General features: G+C 72.9%; 25 protein-coding genes. 8 read left to right on the top strand and 17 right to left on the bottom strand.

The window, feature by feature from the left end; all coding sequences use genetic code 11:
• Window positions 1-28: 28 nt before the first annotated feature.
• The 5 genes from ABEB09_RS25875 to ABEB09_RS25855 all read right to left on the bottom strand — a co-directional run bounded on the left by ABEB09_RS25875 (window position 29) and on the right by ABEB09_RS25855 (window position 5,308).
• Complete coding sequence (locus ABEB09_RS25875) at window positions 29-940, bottom strand: carbohydrate ABC transporter permease (protein WP_345692309.1); 912 nt, start codon at window positions 938-940, stop codon at window positions 29-31.
• Window positions 940-1,869, bottom strand: coding sequence for a carbohydrate ABC transporter permease (locus ABEB09_RS25870; RefSeq protein WP_345692308.1), 930 nt, complete (start codon window positions 1,867-1,869; stop codon window positions 940-942). Before ABEB09_RS25870 ends, ABEB09_RS25875 begins: the two co-directional genes overlap by 1 nt.
• Before the next feature lie 123 nt (window positions 1,870-1,992).
• Entirely contained in the window at window positions 1,993-3,723 is a 1,731-nt protein-coding gene (gene araD, locus ABEB09_RS25865; RefSeq protein WP_345692307.1) for an L-arabinonate dehydratase, read from the bottom strand.
• On the bottom strand, window positions 3,720-4,622 hold the full coding sequence (locus tag ABEB09_RS25860) for a dihydrodipicolinate synthase family protein (protein WP_345692306.1): 903 nt from the start codon (window positions 4,620-4,622) through the stop codon (window positions 3,720-3,722). Before ABEB09_RS25860 ends, araD begins: the two co-directional genes overlap by 4 nt.
• A 32-nt stretch (window positions 4,623-4,654) precedes the next feature.
• Window positions 4,655-5,308: a GntR family transcriptional regulator gene (locus tag ABEB09_RS25855; protein ID WP_345692305.1), complete on the bottom strand. Its 654-nt coding sequence runs from the start codon at window positions 5,306-5,308 to the stop codon at window positions 4,655-4,657.
• A gap of 238 nt (window positions 5,309-5,546) precedes the next feature.
• Here ABEB09_RS25855 and ABEB09_RS25850 point away from each other — a divergent pair, with 238 nt between their 5' ends.
• The 3 genes from ABEB09_RS25850 to ABEB09_RS25840 are packed head-to-tail and all read left to right on the top strand — an operon-like array spanning window position 5,547 to window position 6,350.
• Window positions 5,547-5,870: a plasmid mobilization protein gene (locus tag ABEB09_RS25850; protein ID WP_345692304.1), complete on the top strand. Its 324-nt coding sequence runs from the start codon at window positions 5,547-5,549 to the stop codon at window positions 5,868-5,870.
• Between the two features lie 14 nt (window positions 5,871-5,884).
• Window positions 5,885-6,010, top strand: a complete 126-nt coding sequence (locus tag ABEB09_RS25845) for a hypothetical protein (RefSeq protein WP_345692303.1) — start codon at window positions 5,885-5,887, stop codon at window positions 6,008-6,010.
• A gap of 46 nt (window positions 6,011-6,056) precedes the next feature.
• The gene (locus ABEB09_RS25840) at window positions 6,057-6,350 is read left to right on the top strand and encodes a hypothetical protein (protein ID WP_345692302.1); all 294 of its coding nucleotides are present in this window, start codon (window positions 6,057-6,059) and stop codon (window positions 6,348-6,350) included.
• Window positions 6,351-6,411: 61 nt separating this feature from the next.
• On the opposite strand, the gene ABEB09_RS25835 is transcribed toward ABEB09_RS25840, so the two are convergent.
• Complete coding sequence (locus ABEB09_RS25835; protein ID WP_345692301.1) at window positions 6,412-7,590, bottom strand: hypothetical protein; 1,179 nt, start codon at window positions 7,588-7,590, stop codon at window positions 6,412-6,414.
• Entirely contained in the window at window positions 7,587-8,573 is a 987-nt protein-coding gene (locus ABEB09_RS25830; RefSeq protein WP_345694090.1) for a 5-dehydro-4-deoxyglucarate dehydratase, read from the bottom strand. The genes ABEB09_RS25835 and ABEB09_RS25830 overlap by 4 nt, the downstream gene beginning before the upstream one ends.
• 257 nt (window positions 8,574-8,830) lie before the next feature.
• Here ABEB09_RS25830 and ABEB09_RS25825 point away from each other — a divergent pair, with 257 nt between their 5' ends.
• Window positions 8,831-9,640: an NAD-dependent epimerase/dehydratase family protein gene (locus ABEB09_RS25825; RefSeq protein WP_345692300.1), complete on the top strand. Its 810-nt coding sequence runs from the start codon at window positions 8,831-8,833 to the stop codon at window positions 9,638-9,640.
• Window positions 9,641-9,876: 236 nt separating this feature from the next.
• Here the strand turns inward: ABEB09_RS25825 and ABEB09_RS25820 are convergent, their stop codons facing one another.
• On the bottom strand, window positions 9,877-10,860 hold the full coding sequence (locus ABEB09_RS25820) for an AraC family transcriptional regulator (RefSeq protein WP_345692299.1): 984 nt from the start codon (window positions 10,858-10,860) through the stop codon (window positions 9,877-9,879).
• 66 nt (window positions 10,861-10,926) lie between these two features.
• On the opposite strand from ABEB09_RS25820, the gene ABEB09_RS25815 reads away from it, so the two are divergent.
• Window positions 10,927-11,151, top strand: coding sequence for a hypothetical protein (locus ABEB09_RS25815; protein ID WP_345692298.1), 225 nt, complete (start codon window positions 10,927-10,929; stop codon window positions 11,149-11,151).
• 45 nt (window positions 11,152-11,196) lie between these two features.
• Window positions 11,197-12,306 carry a TerD family protein gene (locus ABEB09_RS25810; protein ID WP_345694089.1) on the top strand — a complete coding sequence of 370 codons (1,110 nt, stop codon included), beginning with the start codon at window positions 11,197-11,199 and terminating at the stop codon, window positions 12,304-12,306.
• A 477-nt stretch (window positions 12,307-12,783) separates the two neighbouring features.
• Here ABEB09_RS25810 and ABEB09_RS25805 read toward each other — a convergent pair whose 3' ends face one another.
• Window positions 12,784-14,325 (bottom strand): hypothetical protein, encoded by a 1,542-nt coding sequence (locus ABEB09_RS25805; RefSeq protein ID WP_345692297.1) that lies wholly within the window; start codon window positions 14,323-14,325, stop codon window positions 12,784-12,786.
• Between the two features lie 216 nt (window positions 14,326-14,541).
• Here ABEB09_RS25805 and ABEB09_RS25800 point away from each other — a divergent pair, with 216 nt between their 5' ends.
• Window positions 14,542-16,374 (top strand): endonuclease/exonuclease/phosphatase family protein, encoded by a 1,833-nt coding sequence (locus ABEB09_RS25800; protein ID WP_345692296.1) that lies wholly within the window; start codon window positions 14,542-14,544, stop codon window positions 16,372-16,374.
• Window positions 16,375-16,404: 30 nt separating this feature from the next.
• Here the strand turns inward: ABEB09_RS25800 and ABEB09_RS25795 are convergent, their stop codons facing one another.
• The 4 genes from ABEB09_RS25795 to ABEB09_RS25780 all read right to left on the bottom strand — a co-directional run bounded on the left by ABEB09_RS25795 (window position 16,405) and on the right by ABEB09_RS25780 (window position 18,165).
• Window positions 16,405-17,121: an antibiotic biosynthesis monooxygenase gene (locus tag ABEB09_RS25795; RefSeq protein WP_345692295.1), complete on the bottom strand. Its 717-nt coding sequence runs from the start codon at window positions 17,119-17,121 to the stop codon at window positions 16,405-16,407.
• An 80-nt stretch (window positions 17,122-17,201) separates the two neighbouring features.
• A complete protein-coding gene (locus ABEB09_RS25790; protein ID WP_345694088.1) occupies window positions 17,202-17,459 on the bottom strand; it encodes a DUF4235 domain-containing protein in 258 nt (85 codons plus the stop codon).
• Between the two features lie 104 nt (window positions 17,460-17,563).
• Complete coding sequence (locus ABEB09_RS25785) at window positions 17,564-17,779, bottom strand: hypothetical protein (protein ID WP_345692294.1); 216 nt, start codon at window positions 17,777-17,779, stop codon at window positions 17,564-17,566.
• A complete protein-coding gene (locus ABEB09_RS25780) occupies window positions 17,776-18,165 on the bottom strand; it encodes a phage holin family protein (RefSeq protein ID WP_345692293.1) in 390 nt (129 codons plus the stop codon). The genes ABEB09_RS25785 and ABEB09_RS25780 overlap by 4 nt, the downstream gene beginning before the upstream one ends.
• A gap of 199 nt (window positions 18,166-18,364) precedes the next feature.
• Between ABEB09_RS25780 and dapA the strand changes: the two genes are divergently transcribed.
• Window positions 18,365-19,252 carry a 4-hydroxy-tetrahydrodipicolinate synthase gene (dapA, locus tag ABEB09_RS25775; RefSeq protein ID WP_345692292.1) on the top strand — a complete coding sequence of 296 codons (888 nt, stop codon included), beginning with the start codon at window positions 18,365-18,367 and terminating at the stop codon, window positions 19,250-19,252.
• Here the strand turns inward: dapA and ABEB09_RS25770 are convergent.
• The 4 genes from ABEB09_RS25770 to ABEB09_RS25755 all read right to left on the bottom strand — a co-directional run bounded on the left by ABEB09_RS25770 (window position 19,239) and on the right by ABEB09_RS25755 (window position 22,322).
• The gene (locus tag ABEB09_RS25770) at window positions 19,239-19,448 is read right to left on the bottom strand and encodes a hypothetical protein (RefSeq protein ID WP_345692291.1); all 210 of its coding nucleotides are present in this window, start codon (window positions 19,446-19,448) and stop codon (window positions 19,239-19,241) included. The genes dapA and ABEB09_RS25770 overlap by 14 nt on opposite strands.
• A gap of 104 nt (window positions 19,449-19,552) precedes the next feature.
• On the bottom strand, window positions 19,553-20,536 hold the full coding sequence (gene dapD, locus ABEB09_RS25765) for a 2,3,4,5-tetrahydropyridine-2,6-dicarboxylate N-succinyltransferase (protein ID WP_345692290.1): 984 nt from the start codon (window positions 20,534-20,536) through the stop codon (window positions 19,553-19,555).
• Window positions 20,537-20,689: 153 nt separating this feature from the next.
• Window positions 20,690-21,703 carry a hypothetical protein gene (locus tag ABEB09_RS25760; protein WP_345692289.1) on the bottom strand — a complete coding sequence of 338 codons (1,014 nt, stop codon included), beginning with the start codon at window positions 21,701-21,703 and terminating at the stop codon, window positions 20,690-20,692.
• Window positions 21,696-22,322, bottom strand: a complete 627-nt coding sequence (locus tag ABEB09_RS25755; protein WP_345692288.1) for an RNA polymerase sigma factor — start codon at window positions 22,320-22,322, stop codon at window positions 21,696-21,698. The genes ABEB09_RS25760 and ABEB09_RS25755 overlap by 8 nt, the downstream gene beginning before the upstream one ends.
• Window positions 22,323-22,354: the final 32 nt, after the last annotated feature.

Raw genomic sequence — 22,354 nt, 5'->3', positions numbered from 1 at the left:
GCCTCGCGGTGCGTGCGCGTCCTCCCGGTCATCCCTTCACCGCCCCCGCGCTGAAGCCGGTGATCAGCCACTTCTGGATGAAGGCGAAGACGATCACGACGGGTACGGCCGCGATGACGCCGCCCGCGGCGAGTGCGCCGAGGTCGACGCTGTCGGCGCCGATGAGGGTGTTGAGGCCGACCGGGATCGTCTGCTTGTCCTGCTCGCTGAGGAACATCAGGGCGAAGAGGAAGTGGTTCCAGCTGTGCACGAAGGCGAAGGAGCCGACGGCGATGAGGCCGGGGCGCAGCAGCGGCAGGACGACGGCGCAGAAGGCGCGGAAGCGGGAGCAGCCGTCGACCCAGGCGGCCTCCTCCAGCGAGACGGGCACGTTCTTGATGAAGCCGCTGATGAGGATCATCGACAGGGGCAGCTGGAAGACGGTCTCGGCGATGATGACGCTGCCCAGCGAGTTGATCATCTGCATGTTGCGGAAGATCTCGAAGAGCGGGACCAGCATGAGCGCCCCCGGGATGAACTGGGAGCAGAGCAGGGCCAGCATGAACCCGTTCTTGACGCGGAAGTCGAAGCGGGCGAGGGCGTAGCCGCCGGCGAGCGCGACGAGGGTGGTGGCCACGAGGGTGGCGAGGCCGACGAGCATGCTGTTCTGGAAGAAGACGCCGAAGCTGCGCTCGTTCCAGACCTTGTGGAAGTGCTCGAAGGTGAGCGGCCAGGGCACGAGGGAGGTCGAGCCGGCGGGGCGGACGGCGAACAGCAGCATCCAGTAGAACGGGACGAGCGTGAAGAGCAGGTAGATCCCGAGGGGGACGTAGATCTGCCAGCGCGGTACGTCGTCGAAGGCGCGTTCCCCGCGGGCCTTGCGGGCCGGGGCGGGCGGCGTGGGGTCGTCGGGCGCGGGCACGCGCGCGTGGGTGCCCTTCTCCGCGAGTGCGGCGGTCATCAGCGGTCGCCTCCGAACTTGCTCAGGCGCAGATAGAGGATCGAGCAGAAGAGGAGGATCACGAACGCGACGGTGGTGAGCGCGGAGGCGTACCCGAAGTCGTGGCCCTCGATACCGGTATTGGCGATCATCAGCGGGAGCGTGGTGGTCACGCCGGCCGGTCCGCCGCCGGTGAGGGTGTAGAGCAGGTCGACGTTGTTGAACTCCCACACGGCGCGCAGCAGCGTGGAGAGGATGATCGCGTCCTTGAGGTGCGGCAGCGTGATGTGGAAGAACTGCCGCATCCGGCCGGCGCCGTCGACGGACGCCGCCTCGTAGAGGTCCTTCGGGATGGACTGGAGGTCGGCGAGGATGAGGATCGCGAAGAAGGGGACACCGCGCCAGAGTTCGGCGACGACGGCGGCCCAGAAGACGGTGCCGGTGTCGGAGAGCACGGAGGTGCCGTACGAACCGATGCCGATGTCGGCGAGGTAGCGGCTCATGCCCGTGGAGGGGTTGTAGAGCAGCATCCAGATGGTCGTCGTGAGGACGCCGGAGACGGCCCAGGGCGAGAACACCAGGGCGCGGGCGAGGGCGCGGCCGACGAAGGTCTGGTTGACCAGGAGGGCGAGGACCAGGCCGAGGGCGAGCTGGAGGCCGACCTGGACGACGACCCACTTGGCGCTGAAGCCGAGGGTGGACCAGAAGAGGGGGTCCTCGGTGAAGATGCGGGTGAAGTTGTCGAGGCCGGCGTAGCCGTTCTTCCACGGCTTGGTGACGTTGTAGTGCTGCAGGCTGTAGTAGAAGACGCTGAGCACGGGGTAGGCGATGAAGCCGAGCATCAGCAGACCGGCCGGCGCGATCAGCAGATACGGCAGGCGACGTGGTGCGGCTCCCGTGCGGCGCCGACCGGCCCGGGGTTGTTTCGCCACGGCTGCGGCTTGGGCCATGACAGGTCTCCTTCATCGTGTGGTGCAGGCGGTGCGGTGCGGGCGGTGCGGTCCGTTCATGAAGCGCTTTCCGGATTGCGTTCGAGATCCCGAACATGCGGGACCGTCGGTCGGGGGCGTGGCTCAGCCCGCGTACGGCTCCGGAACGTGTCCCGGCCGGGCCAGGAACGCGAAGTCGCAGCCCGTGTCGGCCTGGGTGATCTGCTCGTGGTAGAGCGCGCCGTACCCGCGCTCGTACGGGTGGGGTGGCGGCGTCCACGCCGCCCGGCGCGCGGCCAGCTCCTCCTCGTCCACGTGGAGGTGGAGCGAGCGGGCGTCGACGTCGAGGGTGATGAGGTCGCCGGTGCGGACCAGGGCGAGCGGCCCGCCGACGGACGACTCGGGCGCGACGTGCAGCACGCACATGCCGTAACTGGTGCCGCTCATCCGGGCGTCGGAGATCCGCACCATGTCCCGGACGCCCTGCTTCAGCAGGTGGTCGGGGAGGGGCAGCATCCCGTACTCGGGCATGCCGGGGCCGCCCTTGGGGCCGGCGTTCCGCAGCACCAGGACGTGGTCCGCGGTGATGCCGAGGTCCGGGTCGTTGATGGTGCGCTGCATGGTCCGGTAGTCGTCGAAGACGACGGCGGGTCCGGTGTGCTTGCGCAGGTGCTGCTCGGCGGCGATGTGCTTGACGACCGCGCCGTCGGGGCAGAGGTTCCCGCGCAGGACCGCGAGCCCGCCCTCGTCGGCGAGCGGGTTGTCGCGGGGGCGGATGACCTCCGGGTTGTGGACGAGCGCGCCCGCCAGTTGCTCCCGCAGGGTGGCGTGGGCGACGGTCGGCCGGTCGAGGTGCAGCAGGTCGGTCAGCCGCGACAGGAACCCGGGCAGTCCGCCGGCGAAGTGGAAGTCCTCCATCAGGTACTGCCCGCCGGGCCGCAGGTTCGCCAGGACCGGCACGGTACGGGCGATGCGGTCGAAGTCCTCGAGCGTGAGCCGCACCCCGGAACGGCCCGCCATGGCGATCAGGTGGATCACCGCGTTCGTGGAGCCGCCCAGCCCGAGGACGGTCGTCACGGCGTCCTCGTACGCCTCCCGCGTGAGGATCCGCGAGAGCCTCAGGTCCTCGTGGACCAGGTCCACGATCCGCGCCCCGGCGGCCGCGGCCATCCGGTCGTGCCCCGAGTCGACGGCCGGGATCGAGGACGCGCCCGGCATGGTGACGCCCAGCGCCTCGGCGGCGGCCGTCAGGGTGGAGGCGGTGCCCATGGTCATGCAGTGGCCGGGCGACCGGGCGAGCCCGCTCTCCAGTTCGGCCATCTCGCAGTCGCCGATGAGCCCGGCCCGCTTGTCGTCCCAGTACTTCCACATGTCCGTACCGGAGCCCAGCACCTCGTTGCGCCAGTGCCCGGGCAGCATCGGACCGGCCGGTACGAACACGGTCGGCAGGTCGGCGGAGGCGGCGCCCATGAGCAGCGCGGGCGTGGACTTGTCGCAGCCGCCCATCAGGACGGCGCCGTCCACCGGGTAGGAGCGCAGCAGTTCCTCGGTCTCCATCGCCAGCATGTTGCGGTACATCATCGGCGTGGGCTTCTGGAACGTCTCGGACAGCGTGGAGACCGGGAATTCGAGCGGGAAGCCCCCGGCCTGCCACACCCCCCGCTTCACGGCCTGCGCGCGGTCGCGCAGGTGGACGTGGCAGGGGTTGATGTCCGACCAGGTGTTGAGGATCGCGATGACGGGCTTGCCCAGGTGCTCCTCGGGGAGGTAGCCGAGCTGCCGGGTGCGGGCCCGGTGGCTGAACGAGCGCAGGCCGTCCGTGCCGTACCACTGGTGGCTGCGCAGCTCCTCGGGGGCCCTGCGGGGCGCGGTCATATGTCCCACCCCTTGACGATGTCGGCGACCTCGGCCCGCAGGGCTCCGGGAAGTTCACTGGCGGGCGAGCGGACGTCGCGGCGGCACAGGCCGAGGGCGTGGAGGGCCTCCTTGACCACGGAGACGTTGTGGGCGGAGTTGTCGGCCGCGCGCAGGTCCTCCAGGCGCCGGACGTGCTCCCACACGCGCATCGCGGCCGGGTAGTCGCCGGCGCGCAGGGCGTCGAGCATGGCGCGGGAGACGGCCGGGGCGACGTTGACGAGCCCCGAGGTGAACCCCGTGGCGCCGCAGGCGAAGTAGGCGGGCGCGTACAGCTCGGCGAGTCCCGCCACCCAGACGAAGCGGTCGAGGCCGGCGTCGCGGGCGAACGCGGCGAACCGGGCGGCGTCCGGCACCGCGTACTTCACCCCGATGACGTTGGGGCAGGCCTCGCCCAGTGCGGCGAGGCGCTCCCCGCTCAGCCCGGCGTTGCGGATGTACGGCACGACGCCCAGCTCCGGCACGGCGTCGGCGACGGCGCGGTGGTAGTCGAGCCAGCCGTCCTGGGACACGTACGGGTGGACCGGCTGGTGGACCATCACCATGCGGGCGCCGTGCTCCTGCGCGTGCCGGGCGGCGGCGACGGCGGTCGGCACGTCGTGGCCGACGCCGGCGACGATCACGGCGCGGCCGTCGGCCTCCGCCGCGGTCAGTTCCATGGCGGTGCGGCGCTCCTGGGGCGTGAGCGTGTAGAACTCGCCGGTGTTGCCGTTGGGCGTGAGGGTCCGTACCCCGCCGTCGAGCAGCCGGCGCACCAGGGTGCGGTGCGCGTCCCGGTCGATGCCGCCGTCCTCCGTGAACGGGGTCACGGGGATCGCGACGACGTCGGCGAGGGCTGCCCCGAGGGCTGCGTGGTCCATGCGGACTGGCCTTTCTGCTGCGGAGAGCTGGGTCACTGCGCGCCGTCCGGATCCTCGGCGGGGAACGCGCGCCGGACGAACGAGGCGATGTGGTGGTGCAGCGCGCCGGCCGCGCCCTCGGCGTCACCGGCCCGCGCGAGGCGCAGGATCTCCCGGTGCTCGTCGGCCTCGTGGCGCCACGAGGGGTCGGCGCTCCAGGCGACGGTCGACACGAGCGCCGCCTGGTCGCGCACCTCGTCGAGCATCCTGGCCAGCAGCGGGTTGCCGCAGGGCAGGTAGAGCGCGCGGTGGAACTCCCGGTTGGCGAGGGACCGTTCGGCCTGGTCGGCGGCGGCGTCCGCCCGGGCGAGCGCCTGCCCCGCGTCCTCCAGGGACGCCCGGCGGGCGATGGTGCGGCGCAGCGCCTCGGGTTCGAGGAGCAGCCGCACGTCGTAGACCTCGCGCGCCATGGTGGCGTCGACGGTGCGGACGGTCGCGCCCTTGTACTCGCTCATCACGACGAGCCCGGTCCCGGCGAGGGTCTTCAGCGCCTCCCTGACGGGCGTCTTCGACACCCCGAACTTCGCGGCCAGCTCGGCCTCGACCAGGGCTCTGCCGGGCGGCAGCTGGCCGGTGAGGATGGCGTGCTTCACCGCCTCCAGCACGTACTGGGTGCGGGAGGGGATGGGGCTGGGGGCGAAGGCCATACGGGCTCTCATATCTCGCGTATCGCGTCTCATATATGACGTACGAAGTACGACGGCGACGAACGTAGGGCGGCGATCGGAATTCGTCAACGCTTCTGACAAAACTGGTCGTTGACGGTCGAGGAGAACCGCGCACAGGGCGACTGCCTGGTTGCGACTGGCCCCGCGGTTACCAGAACCTCGGCGCACCGGTGCGTACCGACTTGATCAGTCGTCATACGCGTCTCACGATCGAAGGGTGCCCAGGACAAGGATCAGCATCAGCCTCGACGAGCAGCAGGCGGCGCGCATCAAGCGGCACGCCGAACGCGCGGGGATGGACGTATCGGCGTACCTGACCCATGCCGCCACGCGGCAGATGGCGGAGACCGAGGCCATAGAGGAGCAGTTCTCGCAGGTCGACGTTCTGATCGCGGCAGCCGAGGCGGAGGCCGAGGCACTGCCGACGGAACCCGCCACGTCGGACGAGCTCACCGAGGGTGAACGCCGCGAGGTCGATGAGGCGCTACGGCTCGTATACGGAGAGGAACACTGCGGGGAGCAGCCCGGACGGGCGGGGTGACGGCGCGTGTACCGGTGTACGACACCGGAATGCTCATCGCCCTCGCCGACCGCAAGGCCAAGGCCGTGCGGATGCGCGAGGACCTGACCGCCGTCCCGCATCGCGCGGTGGTTCTGGGCCCTGTGCCGGCACAGGTGTGACGTCCGCGGCCGGCGGTCGTGCATGCGCTCGCGGCGTTCTCAGGGAGTGCACCGTGCCGCAGGCACGGAACTCGCCCCGCCCGTCCGGGAGACCGGCGCCGGAAGGCCGGAGTGCCTGGCCTGCGTCACCGGCCCGGACATCGCGGACTGGCGGCGCGTCGGTACGGCGCTCGGGGAGGCGGTCCTGCCGCCCAAGGAGCGACCGGACGCGGTGGACGCCTGGGTGGCCCTGGCGGCGGCCAAGCACGGCAATGCGGTGATCTTCACCAGCGATCCGGAGGACATGGCGGCCTACCTGGCCGTACTCGGCGCGGCGGATGTGCACATCGTCACCGTGTAGCGACATGGCCCGCTACTGCCGGAGGCCGCCGTGCCGGCGGCGGCCCTCGGCGTGCGGTGGGTCAGAGCAGGGCGCGCAGCGCCCCGGTGACCCGCGCGAGGTCCTGGTCGGAGGCCAAACCCGCGTGGTACAGGCGCAGTTCGGTGGCGCCCAGGGCGGCTGCGTGCGCCGCGTCCTCGGCGAGCCGGCCGGGCGCGCCGCCCATGCCGCCCACCACCGTGAAATTGGCCGCCAGGACCCTGCCGGGCCCCGCGTGCGCGGCGAACGGCGGCAGCACCGTGCCGGCCGCGCCGCCCGTGCAGGGCACCACGACCCCGTCGGCGACGCCCAGGATGTGCGCCGGGTCCACGCCCACGTTGGCGCCCGTGCGGTACGGGGCGGGGTCGGCGTGCAGCAGGACGCGGAAACCCGGGGGCGCGGCCGCCCGCACGGCCCGGACGGCCGCCTCCTGGAGGGCGCGGGCCGCCCGGGTGCGCCAGGCGAGGGTGGCCTCGGCCAGGCCGGCGCCCAGCAGTGTCCCGACGGCCGCCCATCCCGCGTCGCCGGTGCCGGCGCCCGCCCAGACAGGGGCGAGGGCGGCCCGCACGGCGGCGGCCACCTCGTCCGGGTCCAGGCCCTCCTCCGCGTACCCCTCGCGGCAGGTCCCGCAGAAGCAGAGCGACATGAGGTACTGGGCGGCGTCCCCGAGCCCGACGCCGCCGATCTTGTCGTGGGCGTGCAGGTGGGCCATGCCGTACCAGCCGCACGACTCCAGTTCGGTGCCGCGCGCCCCGGGCCGTACGGCGGCCTCGGCGGCCAGGTCGGCGAGGAACGCGCGCACCTCGGGGCGGGCGATGCAGGGCGCCCACGGGTAGCGGTCGCCGTACGCGTTGACGACGGAGGTGTCCGGGTGTTCGGCGCCGAGGCGGGAGTTGTGGGCGAGGATCACCCAGCTGTGGACCTCCAGGCCGGCGGCCTCCAGGGCTTCGGCCGCCCGCCCGTACGCGTCGCCGGGCGCCCAGTCCCCCGCCGCGTACGGGCGCAGGCGGCGTCCCGCCCAGCGTGCGGGGTCGGGCGGGTAGAGCACGGCGGCGTACTCGGCGGTGACGAGGCGGTGGCGGGGGTGGCGCGGGGTGAGGGCGCGGGTGGAGTGGTACGCGGAGGCGAGCGTGACCTGCCGGACGTTCAGGCCGGCGATGCGGGCGGCGGCGTCGGGGTCGCCGACGACGTCCCAGGGGTAGACGAAGGCGGACGCTCTCACCGGGCGCCCTCCACGGCGTCGGCGCGGCCGCCGTCGGCGTCCGGCGGGACCGTGCCGCCGTCCGCGTCCACGAGCGCCAGGCCGCGCTCGACGAGGCCCGCGAGTTCCTTGATGTGGGCGGGCGTGGGCTCGCTCAGCGGCGGGCGGACCTCGCCGACGTCGAGGCCGCGCAGCCGCACACCGGCCTTGACCAGGGAGACGGCGTATCCGCGGCCTTGGGAGCGCAGTTCGACGAGGGGCCGGTAGAAGCCGTCGACGAGCCGGTTCACGGTCGCGTCGTCCCCCCGGCCGAGCGCCCGGTGGAAGGCGAGGGCGATCTCGGGCGCGAAGCAGAAGACGGCCGACGAGTAGAGGGTCACGCCGATGCCCCGGTAGGCGGGCCCGGTGAGTTCGGCGGTGGGCAGGCCGTTGAAGTACAGCAGGTCCAGGCCCTCGGTGCGCACGGCGCTGACGATGCGCTGCATCAGGTCGAGGTCGCCGTGGCCGTCCTTGAGGCCGATGATCCGGTCGACGCGGGCGAGGGCGACGGCGGTCGCGGGGGTGAGGACCGCGTTGTCGCGCTGGTAGACGATGACGTCCAGCGCGGTGGCGGCGGCGAGGGCCGTGTAGTGCCGCAGCAGCCCTTCCTGGTCGGGGACGACGAGGTAGGGCGGCAGGGCGAGGAGCCCGTCGGCGCCCGCCTCCTCGGCGAGCTTCGCGTAGTGGACGGCGAGCGCGGTGCCGTAGCCGGTGCCGGCCACGACGGGAACCCGCCCGGCGGCCTCCTCCACGGCGGCGGCGACGCAGGCGCGGTACTCGTCGGGTGCCAGGGCGTGGAACTCGCCCGTGCCGCAGCACGCGAAGACGGCGGCCGCTCCGGCCTCCACGCCCGCGCGCACATGGGCGCGGAAGGCGTCGAGGTCGAGGCCGCCCTCGGGGCCGTACGCGGTGACGGGGAAGAAAAGCAGGCCGTCCAGTCGGCCGGCGAGCGGGGTTGAGGTCACGGGCGTCACGGACGTCACGGGCGCTCCCTGGGCGAAACCGTCATGGTGTACACGTTTCTGATCGCTGTCCATATTTCTGAACGCGACCACGCTAGGGCAGCCCCATAGGGCCGGTCAAGGAGCAAAACCGCACGACACGGCGGCACTTGACGGTGCCGTGACCGCTCAATAGCGTGTCCACGCATGTGAATGAGGTCCATGTACCTGAGTCACTCCCGGCTGTGGGCCGGACCGTGACAGAGCAAGGAGACCCGCTGATGCCCGCTGCCCGCACCGTCCTGCTCACCGGCGCCGCCGGGGGCCTCGGCACCCTGATGCGAGGGCTGCTGCCCACCTACGGGTACGAGCTGCGCCTCCTCGACGTCGCCCCCGTCGAGGGCGCGCCGGACGCGATCACCGCCGACCTCGCCGACAAGGAGGCGCTGCGCGAGGCCGTGAAGGGCGTCGACGCGATCATCCACCTCGCGGGCATCTCCCTGGAAGCCCCCTTCGAGAAGATCCTGCGCGCCAACATCGAAGGCACGTACAACCTCTACGAGGCGGCGCGCGCCGAGGGCGTCCGCCGGATCGTCTTCGCCTCCAGCAACCACGCGGTCGGCTTCACCCCGCGCCCGCGCGGCGACGACCCGCTCATCCCGGTCGGCACGCCCCGCCGCCCCGACACCTTCTACGGCCTGTCCAAGTGCTTCGGCGAGGATCTGGCCCAGCTGTACTGGGACCTGCACGGCATGGAGACCGTCTCCGTGCGGATCGGGTCCTGCTTCGCGGAGCCCACCTCGGTGCGGATGCTCTCCGTCTGGCTGAGCCCCGCCGACGCCGCCCGCCTCTTCCACGCGGCGCTCACCGCCGAGGACGTCCGCCACACCGTCGTGTACGGGTCGTCCGCCAACACCCGCCTGTGGTGGGACCTCTCGTCGGCCCGGGCGCTCGGCTACGAGCCGCAGGACGACTCGGAGCGGTACGCCGCGAAGCTCGTCGCCGAGCAGGGCGAGCTGGACGACGCCAACCCCGACCACGCGCACCTCGGTGGCCACTTCTGCACCCACCCGCCGCGGTGGCCGCACTGACCCGGTGACGGGCCCGCCTCCGGCCGCACCACGGCGACCGGGAGCGGCGGCCCGGTGCCACGGGACACCCGTCCGGCCCGATCTCACGGGGGGCAATCCGGCCGGACGGGTCACGGGGGCGGCGGCGCATCACGGGGGTCGACGCGCCGCCGCCCACCAGCACCCTAGAGGCCGCGGAAACGATCACTCAGCCGCTCAGCGCGGCCCGCTGTCCGCAATGCGCGGCGCACCCCGCGTCAGCAGCCCGGCGCCGGCCGCCCGTTCAGCGTCTGCGAGGGCGTCTCGCCGAACCGCTCCCGGTATCGCGCGGCGAACCGCCCCAGGTGCGTGAAGCCCCAGCGCCAGGCCACCTCACTGACCGTCACCCCCGCACCCGGCTCGGCGGCGCACAGCTCGGCGCGGGTCCGGGCCAGGCGGACGTCCCGGACGTACTCCATCGGGGTCATACCGACATGGGCGCGGAACGACTCCTGGAGGCGCCGGGGGCTCACCCGGGCGAGCGCGGCCAGCTCGGTGACCGTGAACGGGTGCTCGGGCCGTTCCCGTACCGCGTCCATGACCCGCTTGACGGGCGCGGGGCGCAGGGGTCGCGCGGGCCGCGTCAGCTCGTCGCGGTACCGGTGCCCGGTGGTCAGCAGCAGCCCCGTGAGCAGCGCGTCCTCCAGCGGGCGGGCCACCAGCGGGTGCTGCGCCAGGCCCTGCGGGTCGGCCGCCTCACGGGCCACCCGCCGCACCAGCCGGGCCCAGTCGCGGCCGTGCCCGCGTGCCACGTCCAGGTCGCGGCCCAGCACGAGCGGCCCGCGCGGCGCCCGGCCCAGCAGCTCCTCCAGCCGGCGCCGCAGCGCCGCCGGGTCCACCTTGACGGCGAGCACCCGGCAGTCCCCCGCCCACCGGTCCACGACGACCTGCCCGGCCGGGTCCAGCACGACGCCGCGCTCGGCCGTCGCCGTCACGGCGGCGGTGCCCTGCCGCAGCTCCAGCCGCCCGCTCAGCGGCACGTTCACGTGGTACGCGCCCAGCTCGGCGAAGCGCATCCGCACGTCGGCCCCGCAGCGCATGTCCCCCACGACGACCGACCCGAGGCCGACGGTCTCGAACCGCGCCGCGAACGGACGCCCCCGCGCCTCGATGACGTCCATGAAGTTGGCGTAGAACCGCGCGGCGATCTCCCGGCGCGCCTCGTCCACGTCCCCCGTACGAAAAGTGGCCCTCCCAGTCACGGCCGAAGGATAGGCGGCCGGGAAAAACCACCTGACACGCCCGTCCCCGCAACCGACCATGGGGCCATGCCACGACCCCACGGATTCACGTACACCCGCCTCGCCGACGGCACGGTCGAGATCACCCATCGGGGCCGTCCGGCCGGGACCGTGCGCGGTGCCCGCGCCGAGAAGTTCCTCGCCGAGGCGGAGACGGGCGACGCCCAGCTGGTGATGGCCCGCTGGACGGGCGCCTACAAGCACGGCAACGAGCGGGCGGCCCGGATGCACCCCCGCAACCGCGGCAGGTAAGGGAACGGCAAAGCGGACTCGGTCGTTACGCCAGGCATGACAGCTATGACCCCCGGCTCGAACATCCCCCTGTCCGCGGTGCGCGTGGCGGTGGATGTCGCCGCTCCGGTGCGGCTCGACGTATCGGGCCTGCTGCTCACCGCCAGCGGCAAGGTGCGCTCCGACGACGACTTCATCTTCTACAACCAGCCGTCCGGCCCCGGTGTCACCCACCGGTCCGGAGGCGGTTCCGCCCCGGACGCCATCACGGTGGACACGGGCGCGGTGCCCGCGGACATCGAGAAGATCGTCGTCACGGCCAGCCCGGACGCCGCGGGCCAGACCTTCCAGGGCATCGAGCCGACCGCGACGGTCCGCGACGCGGACTCCGGGGCGGTCCTCGCCACGTTCACCCCGCCGCAGCTGGGCTCCGAGACGGCGCTGATCGTCGTCGAGGTGTACCGGCGGGGCGGCGCGTGGAAGGCCCGCGCGGTGGGCCAGGGGTACGCGAACGGGCTGGCGGGCATCGCCACGGACTTCGGCGTGACGGTCGACGAGGAACCCGCGCCACCGGTGCCGTCGACCCCTCCCGCCACCGGGAAGATCAACCTGGACAAGGGCAGGGTCAGCCTCCAGAAGAACCAGACGGTGTCGCTGGTCAAGGGCGGCCGCCCCCTGCTGTCGCAGGTGAAGATGGGCCTCGGCTGGGAGCCGGCGTACCGGGGCAAGGACATCGACCTGGACGCGTCCGTCATCGCGTACGGCCCGCAGCGCAACCACCTGGACAGCTGCTACTTCGGCAAGCTGACCATCCTGGGCGGCGCGATCCGGCACTCCGGCGACAACCTGACGGGCGAGGGCGCGGGCGACGACGAGGTCATCACGGTCGACCTGGGCCGCCTCCCGGCGGAGGCGACCGGCCTGGTCTTCACGGTCAACTCCTTCTCGGGCCAGAAGTTCACGGAGGTGGCCAAGGCCTACTGCCGCCTCATGGACGCGAGCACGGGCGAGGAACTGGTCCGCTTCGACCTGACGAGCGCGGAGCCGCAGACCGGGGTGATGATGTGCAAGCTGATCCGCCAGTACTCGGGTGAGTGGGAGATGACGGCGATGGGCGACTTCGTGAAGTCCCGCACGGTAAGAGGCATGCTTCAGTCGGCAGCCCAGGCGCTGTAGCCGCACCCACCGAGGGTGAGCCGCCCACACGGGGCCGGCTCCACCCACCCCACCCCCCACCGGCGGTGAGCCGCCCGACAACGTAACGGGGGTGGACCGGGGGTCGCGCGCGCAGGATTGGCGACGCAGCAACGCCTCGCTCTCAAGGCCCCGAACGAGCCAATCTGAGCACGTGACCCCCGGGCCGCACCCGGACCCACCCACCATCGTGACGCGCAAGGGGCGGACCCTCAGGCCGGGCGGCCGTTCCTCGTTGTGCCCACCCGTTCCGCCCCAGCGGAACGACTGCCCACAACGAGGAACGGCGGCACAGCGGCACTGCGGCGCCGGCCCACAACGACGAAACGGCGGAACCGGCGACAGCTCACGACGGAACGGCGGGCACCGGCCCGAGCCCACAGCAGGAACGGCGGGCACCGGCCCGAGCCCGCCACGAGGAACAGGCGGAGCGGTCGGCGGCTCGCGGGAGCGCCAGGTTCAGGCGCCGGCCCGCGAGCGGGCCTTGAACGCGGCCTTGCGGGCGTCCTTGGCCAGCTGCTTGTCCCGGTGCAGACGCCCCATCGCCTCCAGCACCTCCGGCGTCGCCGGATGCTCCACACGCCACGCCTCGTCGAAGAACCCGCTGTGCTGGCCCGTCAGCCCTTCCACCAGCTCCTGGAGTTCCGACAGGTCACCACCCTCCGCGTCGAGCTGCGCCGCGATCGTGTCGACGGCCAGCCAGAAGACCATGGCCTCCGGCGGCGGCGGCACGTCGGCCGCACCCCGCTCGGCGAGCCACACCCGCGCCAGGCCACCCAGTTCGGGGTCGTCCAGCACCTCGCGGACCGCGGGCTCGGCCTCGGCGCCCATCAGGGCGAGGGCCTGCTGGCAGTGGAGCCGGCGCAGAGGTGAGCCGGCATCCGTGCCCTTCGCCGCGGCGAGCAGTTCCCGCGCGGCGGGCAGGTTCTCGCGCCGGGCGAGCCACTGCTCGGTCTCGGCACGTGCCGCGGCGCCGGGGAAACGGCCGAGCGCGGCGAGCAGCGTGTCCGCGCCGCGGTCGGCGAGGTCGCCGACCGCGGGGGCGTCCACGCCGGCCTCCAGGAGCCGGCTGCGGACGCCGTAGAGGCCGAGCGGCGTCAGCCGCACCATGCCGTAGCGCTCCACGTCCAGGTCGTCGTCGCCGAAGGCCGCCGTGCCGTCCGCACCGTCGGCACCGTCGGCGCCCGCGGCACCCTCCACGCCCTGCGACGACGCGTCACCCCGGACGTCGCCGTCGGCCGCCTCCACCAGCAGCGCCTCGTCGACCGGGCGGTACTCCACCAGCCCCATCGGCTCCAGCACCCGGAACTGGTCGTCGAGGCGCATCATGGCCTGCGAGACCTGCTCCAGGACGTCGTCCGTGGGCTCGCCCATGTCGTCGGGGACGATCATCGACGCGGCGAGGGCGGGCAGCGGCACGGGCCCGTCCCCGGCGCCGTCCTCGGAGACGGTCAGCAGGTAGAGGTTGCCGAGGACGCCGTCCAGGAACTCGGCCTCCGCCTCCGGGTCCCAGTCCAGCGCCTCGAAGTCGATGTCGCCGTTCTCGCCGACGAGGTCGTCGATGTCGTCCAGGACGGGCGCGGTGGCGTCGGCGAACACCGTCTCCAGGCCGTCCAGCCACAGCGCGAGCACGTCCTGCGGGCTGCCGGAGGTCACGAGGGGCAGGGTGTCCCCGGCCGTGACGGTGCCCTCGCCGGCCGGCTCGCCCTCGTCGTCCGCCTCGGGGTCGTGGACGGCGACGAGGCCCGTGTCGACCGCGACGCGCCACGCCTCGCCGGCGTACGCCTCGCCGTCCTCGTCGTCCGCGAGCCCCAACGCCTCGGCGGCGGCGCCCAGCTGTTCCTCGACGAGTTCCCCGCCGGCCCCGACCCGGGTCTCGGGACCGGCCCAGCGGGCGAGCCGGACGGCCCGTGCCAGGAGCGGTGCGGCCAGCGCGGCCCGCGCGAGTTCCGCGTCCGGGTGGAGCCGCACCGGCGGCAGGGTCGGGCGGTCTCCGGACATCAGGGTCTCTCCTCGGGACGTTCGGTGGTCCAAGCCGCCCCCAGCGTAGACGCATTCGGGGGCGCGTCCGGCAGTTCATGTACCCGTCAGGAGCGGTACACCCGCCGACCCTTGACAACGGGGCTCCCCACCGAACACATTTACGCGCGTAGAGCGGCCACCCCTCCATTTCAGCCACTCACCACCCTCACCTCCCACCTTTTTTGGAGCTCATCCATGGCTTCCTCCTTGCCGAGAACCGCAGCGGTCTCGGCCGTCGTGGCCACCGCACTGGCCGCCGGTCTGATCGCCGGGGCGTCCGCCTCGGCCGCCGACCCGAGCACCACCCTTCGCATCCACGACATTCAGGGCTCTACACGCATATCCCCGCTCGTCGGGCAGCGGGTCACCGACGTCACCGGCATCGTCACCGGCGTGCGGACGTACGGCTCGAAGGGCTTCTGGCTCCAGGACCCCGAGGCGGACGGCGACCCGGCGACCAGCGAGGGCATCTTCGTCTTCACGAGCTCGAACCCGACGGTCTCCGTCGGCGACGCCGTCAAGGTGTCGGGCACGGTCACCGAGTACGTGCCGGGCGGCCTGAACTCCGGCAACCAGTCGCTCACCCAGATCTCCAAGCCGACCGTCGCGGTGGTCTCCTCCGGCAACGCGGTCCCCGCGCCGGTCACCATCACCGCCGGCTCCGTCCCCGCGGCGTACACGCCCGACGGCGACCCGGCGGCCGGCGGCTCGGTCAACGGCCTGACGCTGCGGCCGCAGAGCTTCGCGCTGGACTACTACGAGTCGCTGGAGGGCACCAACGTCCGCATCGGCACCTCGCGGGTCGTCGGCGCCAGCGCGCACTCCGAGCTGTGGGTGACCGTCAAGCCGCACGAGAACGCCAACCGGCGCGGCGGCACGGTCTACGGCTCCTACGACGCGCAGAACACCGGCCGCGTCAAGGTCCAGTCACTGACACCGATCGCCCAGAAGCCCTTCCCGACCGCGAACGTCGGCGACGCGCTCACCGGCGAGACCGAGGGCCCGCTGGACTTCAACCAGTACGGCGGCTACACGATCGCCGCGCGCGCCATGGGCACGGTCGAGGACCGCGGCCTGGAGCGCGAGGCGACCCGCCCGCAGCACCGCAGCGAGCTGGCCGTCGCCACGTACAACGTGGAGAACCTGGACCCGACGGACCCGCAGGAGAAGTTCGACGCGCTGGCGAAGGCGGTCGTCGACAACCTGGCCTCGCCCGACATCGTCGCCCTGGAGGAGATCCAGGACAACAACGGCGCGAAGAACGACGGCACGGTCGCGGCCGACGCGACGCTGAAGAAGTTCACGGACGCGATCGTCGCCGCCGGAGGCCCGGCCTACGAGTGGCGCTCGATCGACCCGGAGAACAACAAGGACGGCGGCGAGCCGGGCGGCAACATCCGCCAGGTCTTCCTGTTCAACCCCGAGCGGGTGTCGTTCACCGACCGCGCCGGCGGCGACGCGACGACCGCGACCGGTGTGGTGAAGGAGCGGGGCCGCGCGGCCCTGACCGTCTCGCCCGGCCGGATCGCCCCGGCGGACGAGGCCTGGGAGAACAGCCGCAAGCCGCTGGCGGGCGAGTTCGTCTTCCGCGGCCGGACGGTCATCGTGGTGGCCAACCACTTCGGCTCCAAGGGCGGTGACGAGTCGATCGTCTCGCACCACCAGCCGCCGAATCGTTCCTCCGAGGTCAAGCGCCTCCAGCAGGCGCAGGCCGTGAACACCTTCGTCAAGGACGTCCTCGCCGTCCAGCGGCACGCCGCCGTCGTGGTCCTGGGCGACATCAACGACTTCGAGTTCTCGGCGACGACGGAGGCACTGACGGACGGCGGCGCCCTGCGCGCGGCCATCACGTCGCTGCCGCGCAGCGAGCGCTACTCGTACGTCTACCAGGGCAACAGCCAGGTGCTGGACCAGATCCTGACCAGCCCGTCGATCCGTCACTTCGACTACGACAGCGTGCACATCAACGCGGAGTTCGCGGAGCAGAACAGCGACCACGACCCGCAGGTGCTGCGCTTCCGCCCGTAGGTCTCGCGGAAGGGCCCCGGCAGGCCCCTGCTACGCGCCCGCGCTCATGCTGAGCGCGGGCGCGTAGCGCGTGACGGTGCTGCGCAGGAGTCCCGGGTGGTGCTGCACCCGGTGCCACTGCGGGGTGGGCGAGCCGATGCCGTCGCCGGGCGCGGCCATCGCCTCCTCGTGCGCCCGGGCGCTCTCCCACTCGGCGTAGTTGAGGACGCGGGTGCCGTCCAGGCTGGTGTGGAAGTGGCCGGAGATTCCGCCCGGGTGCGGGGCCGGCTCGCTGTCGAGCGCCTCGAACACGGCGTCCACCCAGGCCTGTTGGCGCTTGTGGTCGGGCCCGTCGAACTCGACGTCGACGATGACGACGCAGCCCGGTACGCGCGACTCGCCCGCGTCGGCACGCGAGCCGCTGCGGTACAGCTCGTACGAGCGGAGGTCGACGCGCTCGATGCCGGGCACGGCCGCGTCGATCTCCGCGTTCCGCTCGGCCCGCTGGGTGCGCACGAGTTCCCGGTAGTCCTCCTCGCCGCGCCACTGCGTGTAGTGGAGCAGCGTGTCGCCGTCCGAGCCGATGTGGACGGTGTACGACAGCAGGCCGTCGACCGGCCAGGGCCGGCTCTGCCAGGTGCGGGCGATGGCGTCGACGGCGGCCCGCTGCCGCTCGGGTGTCCCGACGCGCCAGGTGCTGACCTTCACCAGGCCGACTCCCGGCCGGGTGAGGTCGGGCCGGGCGTGGGGGTGGACGTACACGGACATGGCTGTGCCTCCTCGGTGCCGGCCGTGCCCCAGTGGCACGGCCGGCACCACTCATCCTGGAAGCTCAACCAAACTTGAGGTCAAGTCCCGGCGGGCCATACCCCGGTGAGCCTGCGGACCCCCACCGCCCCGCTCCGGTCGACGACCGCCCTGACCACGGCGAAGATCGCGCCCTGGATGGCAGCCGCGAGCAGGATCTCCTTCCAGGCGCGGTCCTCGTCCAGCGGATCGGGCGCGTCCCCCTCACCGCCGACGGCGGCCCAGATCCGGCCGAAGAGCGCGCCCGCGAGGGCGCCGCTCGCCAGGCCGAGCACCAGCCCGACGGGCCGGTACAGCAGCTTCTGCTTCTTCTTGCGCCTCTTCGCCGCGGACCTCTTCGCCGACGGAGACTGCGCCGTGTCCGCCGCCTCCGCCTCGTGCCGCGCCCGCGATGCCCGCCGGGTCACCTCCGGCCTCCCCCGTGCCGCGTCCGGCCGAGCAGGACCCCGGCCGCGATCGCCGCGATCCCGAGCGCCGCGGCCGCCAGGATCAGCGGCCGGTAGTCCACTCGGGCGGCCCGCGCCCGCAGATCCGTCCTGGCCATGAGCTGTTCGAGCGTGTCGGTCAGCTCGCGCCGCTTCCGCGCCGCCTCCAGGCGCAGTTCGTCCGGCCCTGTCATCGGTGGACCCTCTCCTTGATCTCGTCGATGTCCGAGCGCACCCCGTCGATGGCCCGCCGCGGCACCGGTGGCACCGCGCGCTTCAACCGCGCCCTGCCGACGAGGGCCAGCACGGCGGCCACGAGGAACAGCGCACCCGTCACGATCAGGGCCGCGGCCCATACCTCCAGCACCAGGGCGAGCAGGGCCACGGCCGTGCCGGCCAGGGCCATCAGCCCGATGTAGGCGACGGCGGTGGCACCGCCGAGCAGCCCGCCACCGAGCCCCGCGCTTCTGCCTTTCTGCGCCAGCTCGGCCTTGGCGAGCTGCAGCTCTGCCCTGACCAGGTCGGACAGCTGCTCCGACGCCCGTCGCACCAGCGCGCCGACCGAGGGTTCTGCGGCCACGGCGAATCGCCTCCCTTCGTCCCCGCCCGTACGGATGTGCGGCCGGGTACCCGGGCCGACCCCGCCCATGCCGCCACCCGACACCAGTCCCCCGAACGGCGCAGTCCGCCCGATCACCCACACTGTTCAGAAAAACTTTCCCTTGACCCCAAGAAGATCTAAGTAGACCTACGACATGGTGGGCGTCGAGACTGCCGGAATGACGTTCCTCAGTGGTACCCCTCCCTTCGGCCGCGCCCTGTGCGCGATGGTCACGCCCTTCACCGACTCCGGTGCCCTGAACCCGGACCGGGCGGCGAAGCTAGCGGCGGACCTGGTCGCGGACGGCTGCGACGGTCTCGTCCTCAACGGCACGAGCGGCGAGTCCCCGACGACCACCGACGACGAGAAGGAGGCACTGATCCGGGCGGTCCGCGCGGCGGTCGGCCCCGCGGTGCCGCTCGTCGCGGGCGTGGGCACCGCCGACACCGCGCACACCGTCGCCCTTGCCCGCCGGGCGGAGGCGGCCGGCGCGGACGGCCTGCTCGTGGTCCCCCCGTACTACAGCCGCCCCCCGCAGGCGGCCGTCGAGGCGCACTTCCGCCGGGTCGCCGACGCGACCGGGCTGCCGCTGGCGCTGTACGACATTCCCGGCCGCACCGGCACGCGCATCGAGCCGGACACGATCCTGCGGCTCGCGGAGCACCCGCGGATCGTGGCCGTGAAGGACTGCGCGTACGACCTGCTCGGTTCGTCGAAGGTGATCGCGCGCACCTCGCTCGCCTACTACTCGGGCTGCGAGGAGCTGAACCTCCCGCTGTACGCGGTGGGCGCCGCCGGTTGCATCAGCACGGTGGCGAACGTGGCGCCGCGGCACGTGCGGGCGGTGCTGGACGCGTTCGACGCGGGCGACACGGCGGAGGCGGCCCGGCTGAACGGGCGGCTGCTGCCGCTCGCCGAGCTGATGATGGCCTCCGGCCTGCCGGGGACGGTGACGGTCAAGGCGCTGCTGGACGCGGGGCCGGTGCGGGAACCACTGCAGCCCGCCGACCGGGAGACGGTCGACGGGCTGCGGAAGGCGTACGACGAACTGCTCAGCTGCCGTTGACGACGTTCCGGCCGAGGACGGCCACGTGCTCCAGCACGTCCTCCATCGGGTCGTCGATCTGACCGGCGTTGATCAGCCCCACGCGCGGGCCGTTGTGCGCGTGGTCGTTGGCCTCGTCCGCGTGCGCGACGCCGGACGCGAAGGCGCCCGCCAGAGCGAGCACCCCGGTGAGCACGATCGTCCTGCTGATCCTCATGTACGTTCCTCGCCTTGCCGTTTGGTGTGACCCTGCGTCGACCCGTTTATCGGCCCGGACGGCCCGCAGGTCACGCGGAGTCACACGATCGGTGACGGAACGGCTCAGTTGTGGCTGTGCAGGATGTCGTTGAGGCCGCCCCAGACCGCGTTGTTCGGGCGGGCCTCGACGGTGCCGGTGACCGAGTTGCGGCGGAAGAGGATGTTCGACGCGCCGGACAGCTCACGGGCCTTGACGATCTGGCCGTCGGGCATGGTGACCCGAGTGCCGGCCGTGACGTACAGGCCGGCCTCGACGACGCACTCGTCGCCGAGCGCGATGCCGACGCCCGCCTCGGCGCCGATGAGGCACCGCTCGCCGATGGAGATGATCACGTTGCCGCCGCCGGAGAGCGTGCCCATGGTGGACGCGCCGCCGCCGATGTCGGAGCCGTCGCCGATGACGACACCCGCGGAGATCCGGCCCTCGACCATGGAGGTGCCGAGGGTGCCCGCGTTGAAGTTGACGAAGCCCTCGTGCATGACGGTGGTCCCGGCCGCGAGGTGTGCGCCGAGGCGGACGCGGTCCGCGTCGGCGATGCGCACGCCCTTGGGCGCCACGTAGTCCGTCATGCGCGGGAACTTGTCGACGCTGGTGACCTGGAGGTGCAGGCCCTCGGCGCGGGCGTTGAGGCGGACCTTCTCGATGTCGTCGACGGCGACGGGCCCGAGGCTCGTCCACGCGACGTTGGCGAGCAGCCCGAAGATCCCGTCCAGGTTCTGGCCGTGCGGCTTGACCAGGCGGTGGCTGAGCAGGTGCAGCCGCAGGTACACGTCGTGCGTGTCGAGCGGCTTGTCGTCCAGCGAGGCGATGACGGTGCGGACGGCGACGACCTCGACGCCCCGGCGGGCGTCCACGCCGACGGCCTTCGCGGCGCCGTCGCCCAGGAGGTTCACGGCCTCGTCGGCCGTCAGCCGCTCCGTGCCCGCGGGGCCGGGCTCCGCCACGAGCTCGGGGGCGGGGAACCAGGTGTCGAGAACGGTGCCGTCACCGGCGATGGTGGCGAGGCCGGCGGCGACGGCCCCGGTGGTACGAGGTGCAGAAGTCATGCCCCGAACCTAACCGCCCGGACGGCACCGGGGCGAACCGGTCTCATGGAACGGTCCGCCCCGGCACCGCGCGACGGCCCGCCCCGTCCCCCTCCCCTCGTGCGGGGACGAACGCGGTGCCGGTCGCGCCGGGCCCCTGGCGGAGGCGGGTCCCTAGCGGGCGGCCGGGGTCCTGGTCGGCCCCTCGGTCCGGGACGGTGGCGGTGTGTCGGAGAGGCGGGTGCTCTCGCGTGTGACGGTGGCGATCACCGTGCCCTTGGCCACGAACGGGCCGCCGGACGCCTTGCCGTCGACGTAATAGCCCATGCCCGCCACGACACGGACTCCTCGGTAGGCGTAGGTCTCGGGATCCAGCAGCACCTGGTACGTGTTGCGCTCCCAGGCGTAGTCGCGCTGGTGGCCCTCGACACCGATGGCGATGACCTTCCGGCCGATTCCGTCGGTCGTCGTGACGGGCTTCGTCGCGCCGTCGAGACCGGCGATCACCTCGTACAGGATCCGCCGCTGGTCCGGCGTGGCCGTGGGGGCCCCGGCCAGGACCTCGACGATCTCGTCGTAGTCGCGCTGCGCCTGTGTCTTGCGCCAGGCGCTGGTCACCCGGGTCGGGATGGTCCGCTTCCGGATGAGCCGCAGGACGGCCCGCGCGTCGTCCTCGGGCAGCTCGGCCATCAGGGCGTCCGACTTCTGCGGGGACAGTTCGTCCGCGGAGGCGAGCGCCCGGTCCCGCATGCCGCCGAGCCTGCCGTCGTAGCGCATCCAGCGGTCCTCGCTGTTGATCAGCCGCCGCTCCGGCGTGCACGTACCTTTGGCCTTGGGCCCCCAGCCCAGGTTCAGCTCCCAGGCGATGGGGTCCAGGTACCAGCCGCCGCCGCTTCCCACGTAACCGCAGCGCCAGCCGTCCATCCGGGTCTTGTGGACGAGCCACTGATCGGCCCGCGGCCGTTCCGCGGGGCGCGCCGGCTCCTTCCCCGGCAGCAGCGTGGTCAGCAGCGCGACCACGGTCACGGCCACCGCCGCGCCCAGCCCCGCCACCGTCCAGCGCAGGGCCGGGCGGCGGCGGGGGCGGTCGATCTCTTCGAGGAACCGGCCGCGGACGTGGGCCAGGCGGGGCGCGTCCGGGCGGGGGGCGTCCGCCCGCAGTTCGCGCACAGCACGCAGTTCATCCATTGCCGGCCACCTCCGGAGCCAGATCGTGTACGAGCGTGGGGTCGGTCCCGCCGAGCGCCTGCCGCACCTTGCGGCGGGCGCGGTTGAGGCGGGAGCGGACGGTGCCGACGGGTATGGACAGGGCCTCGGCGACCTCCTGGTAGCTGAGGTCCGCCCAGGCGACCAGCAGCAGCACGTGCCGGTCGCGTGCGGGCAGCGACGCCAGTGCGCCCGCGAGCGGCCCGTGCGCGGCCTGTGCGGCCACCCGGTCGTCGGCGTGGTCCACCCACGACTCGGCGACCGGGTCGTGGCCCGTGCGGGCCAGGGCGTTCAGTGCGCGCACCTCGGCGCGGCGCCGGCCGCCGACGAGGTTCGCGGCGATCCCGTACAGCCAGGGGCGGGCGTTGGCGCGGGACAGGTCGTAGCGCCCGCGCGCCCGGAACGCGGTGAGGAACGTCTCGGCCGTGATGTCGTCGGCCGCCGAGTCGCCGAGCCGCCGCGTCACGTACCGGTGGATGTCGGCGGCGTACCGGTTGTACAGCTCGGCGAAGGCTTCGGGGCGGTCCAGCGACGCGGCCACGACGGCGGCGTCGTCGTGGCCCGCGGGGTGGTCGGCGACCGGGGTGTCCGGTCCGGTCACGGGGTCCCTGCCTCTCGGTCGTGTCGTCCCGT

It is taken from the genome of Streptomyces coeruleoprunus, assembly GCF_039542925.1.
GTDB classification, from domain to species: domain Bacteria; phylum Actinomycetota; class Actinomycetes; order Streptomycetales; family Streptomycetaceae; genus Streptomyces; species Streptomyces coeruleoprunus.
This window is presented reverse-complemented; position numbering and strand designations above follow the sequence as displayed.

Bases quoted from the DNA above. Each gene is read 5' to 3' on its own strand.
- ABEB09_RS25860 (WP_345692306.1), bottom strand. From the start codon at position 4,622: ATGGACCACGCAGCCCTCGGGGCAGCCCTCGCCGACGTCGTCGCGATC.
- ABEB09_RS25810 (WP_345694089.1), top strand. From the start codon at position 11,197: ATGACCCCCGGCTCGAACATCCCCCTGTCCGCGGTGCGCGTGGCGGTG.
- ABEB09_RS25870 (WP_345692308.1), bottom strand. From the start codon at position 1,869: ATGGCCCAAGCCGCAGCCGTGGCGAAACAACCCCGGGCCGGTCGGCGC.
- ABEB09_RS25760 (WP_345692289.1), bottom strand. From the start codon at position 21,703: ATGGATGAACTGCGTGCTGTGCGCGAACTGCGGGCGGACGCCCCCCGC.
- ABEB09_RS25805 (WP_345692297.1), bottom strand. From the start codon at position 14,325: ATGTCCGGAGACCGCCCGACCCTGCCGCCGGTGCGGCTCCACCCGGAC.
- ABEB09_RS25825 (WP_345692300.1), top strand. From the start codon at position 8,831: ATGCCCGCTGCCCGCACCGTCCTGCTCACCGGCGCCGCCGGGGGCCTC.
- dapD (WP_345692290.1), bottom strand. From the start codon at position 20,536: ATGACTTCTGCACCTCGTACCACCGGGGCCGTCGCCGCCGGCCTCGCC.
- ABEB09_RS25800 (WP_345692296.1), top strand. From the start codon at position 14,542: ATGGCTTCCTCCTTGCCGAGAACCGCAGCGGTCTCGGCCGTCGTGGCC.
- ABEB09_RS25875 (WP_345692309.1), bottom strand. From the start codon at position 940: ATGACCGCCGCACTCGCGGAGAAGGGCACCCACGCGCGCGTGCCCGCG.
- ABEB09_RS25770 (WP_345692291.1), bottom strand. From the start codon at position 19,448: ATGAGGATCAGCAGGACGATCGTGCTCACCGGGGTGCTCGCTCTGGCG.
- ABEB09_RS25795 (WP_345692295.1), bottom strand. From the start codon at position 17,121: ATGTCCGTGTACGTCCACCCCCACGCCCGGCCCGACCTCACCCGGCCG.
- araD (WP_345692307.1), bottom strand. From the start codon at position 3,723: ATGACCGCGCCCCGCAGGGCCCCCGAGGAGCTGCGCAGCCACCAGTGG.
- dapA (WP_345692292.1), top strand. From the start codon at position 18,365: ATGACGTTCCTCAGTGGTACCCCTCCCTTCGGCCGCGCCCTGTGCGCG.
- ABEB09_RS25855 (WP_345692305.1), bottom strand. From the start codon at position 5,308: ATGGCCTTCGCCCCCAGCCCCATCCCCTCCCGCACCCAGTACGTGCTG.
- ABEB09_RS25785 (WP_345692294.1), bottom strand. From the start codon at position 17,779: ATGACAGGGCCGGACGAACTGCGCCTGGAGGCGGCGCGGAAGCGGCGC.
- ABEB09_RS25815 (WP_345692298.1), top strand. From the start codon at position 10,927: ATGCCACGACCCCACGGATTCACGTACACCCGCCTCGCCGACGGCACG.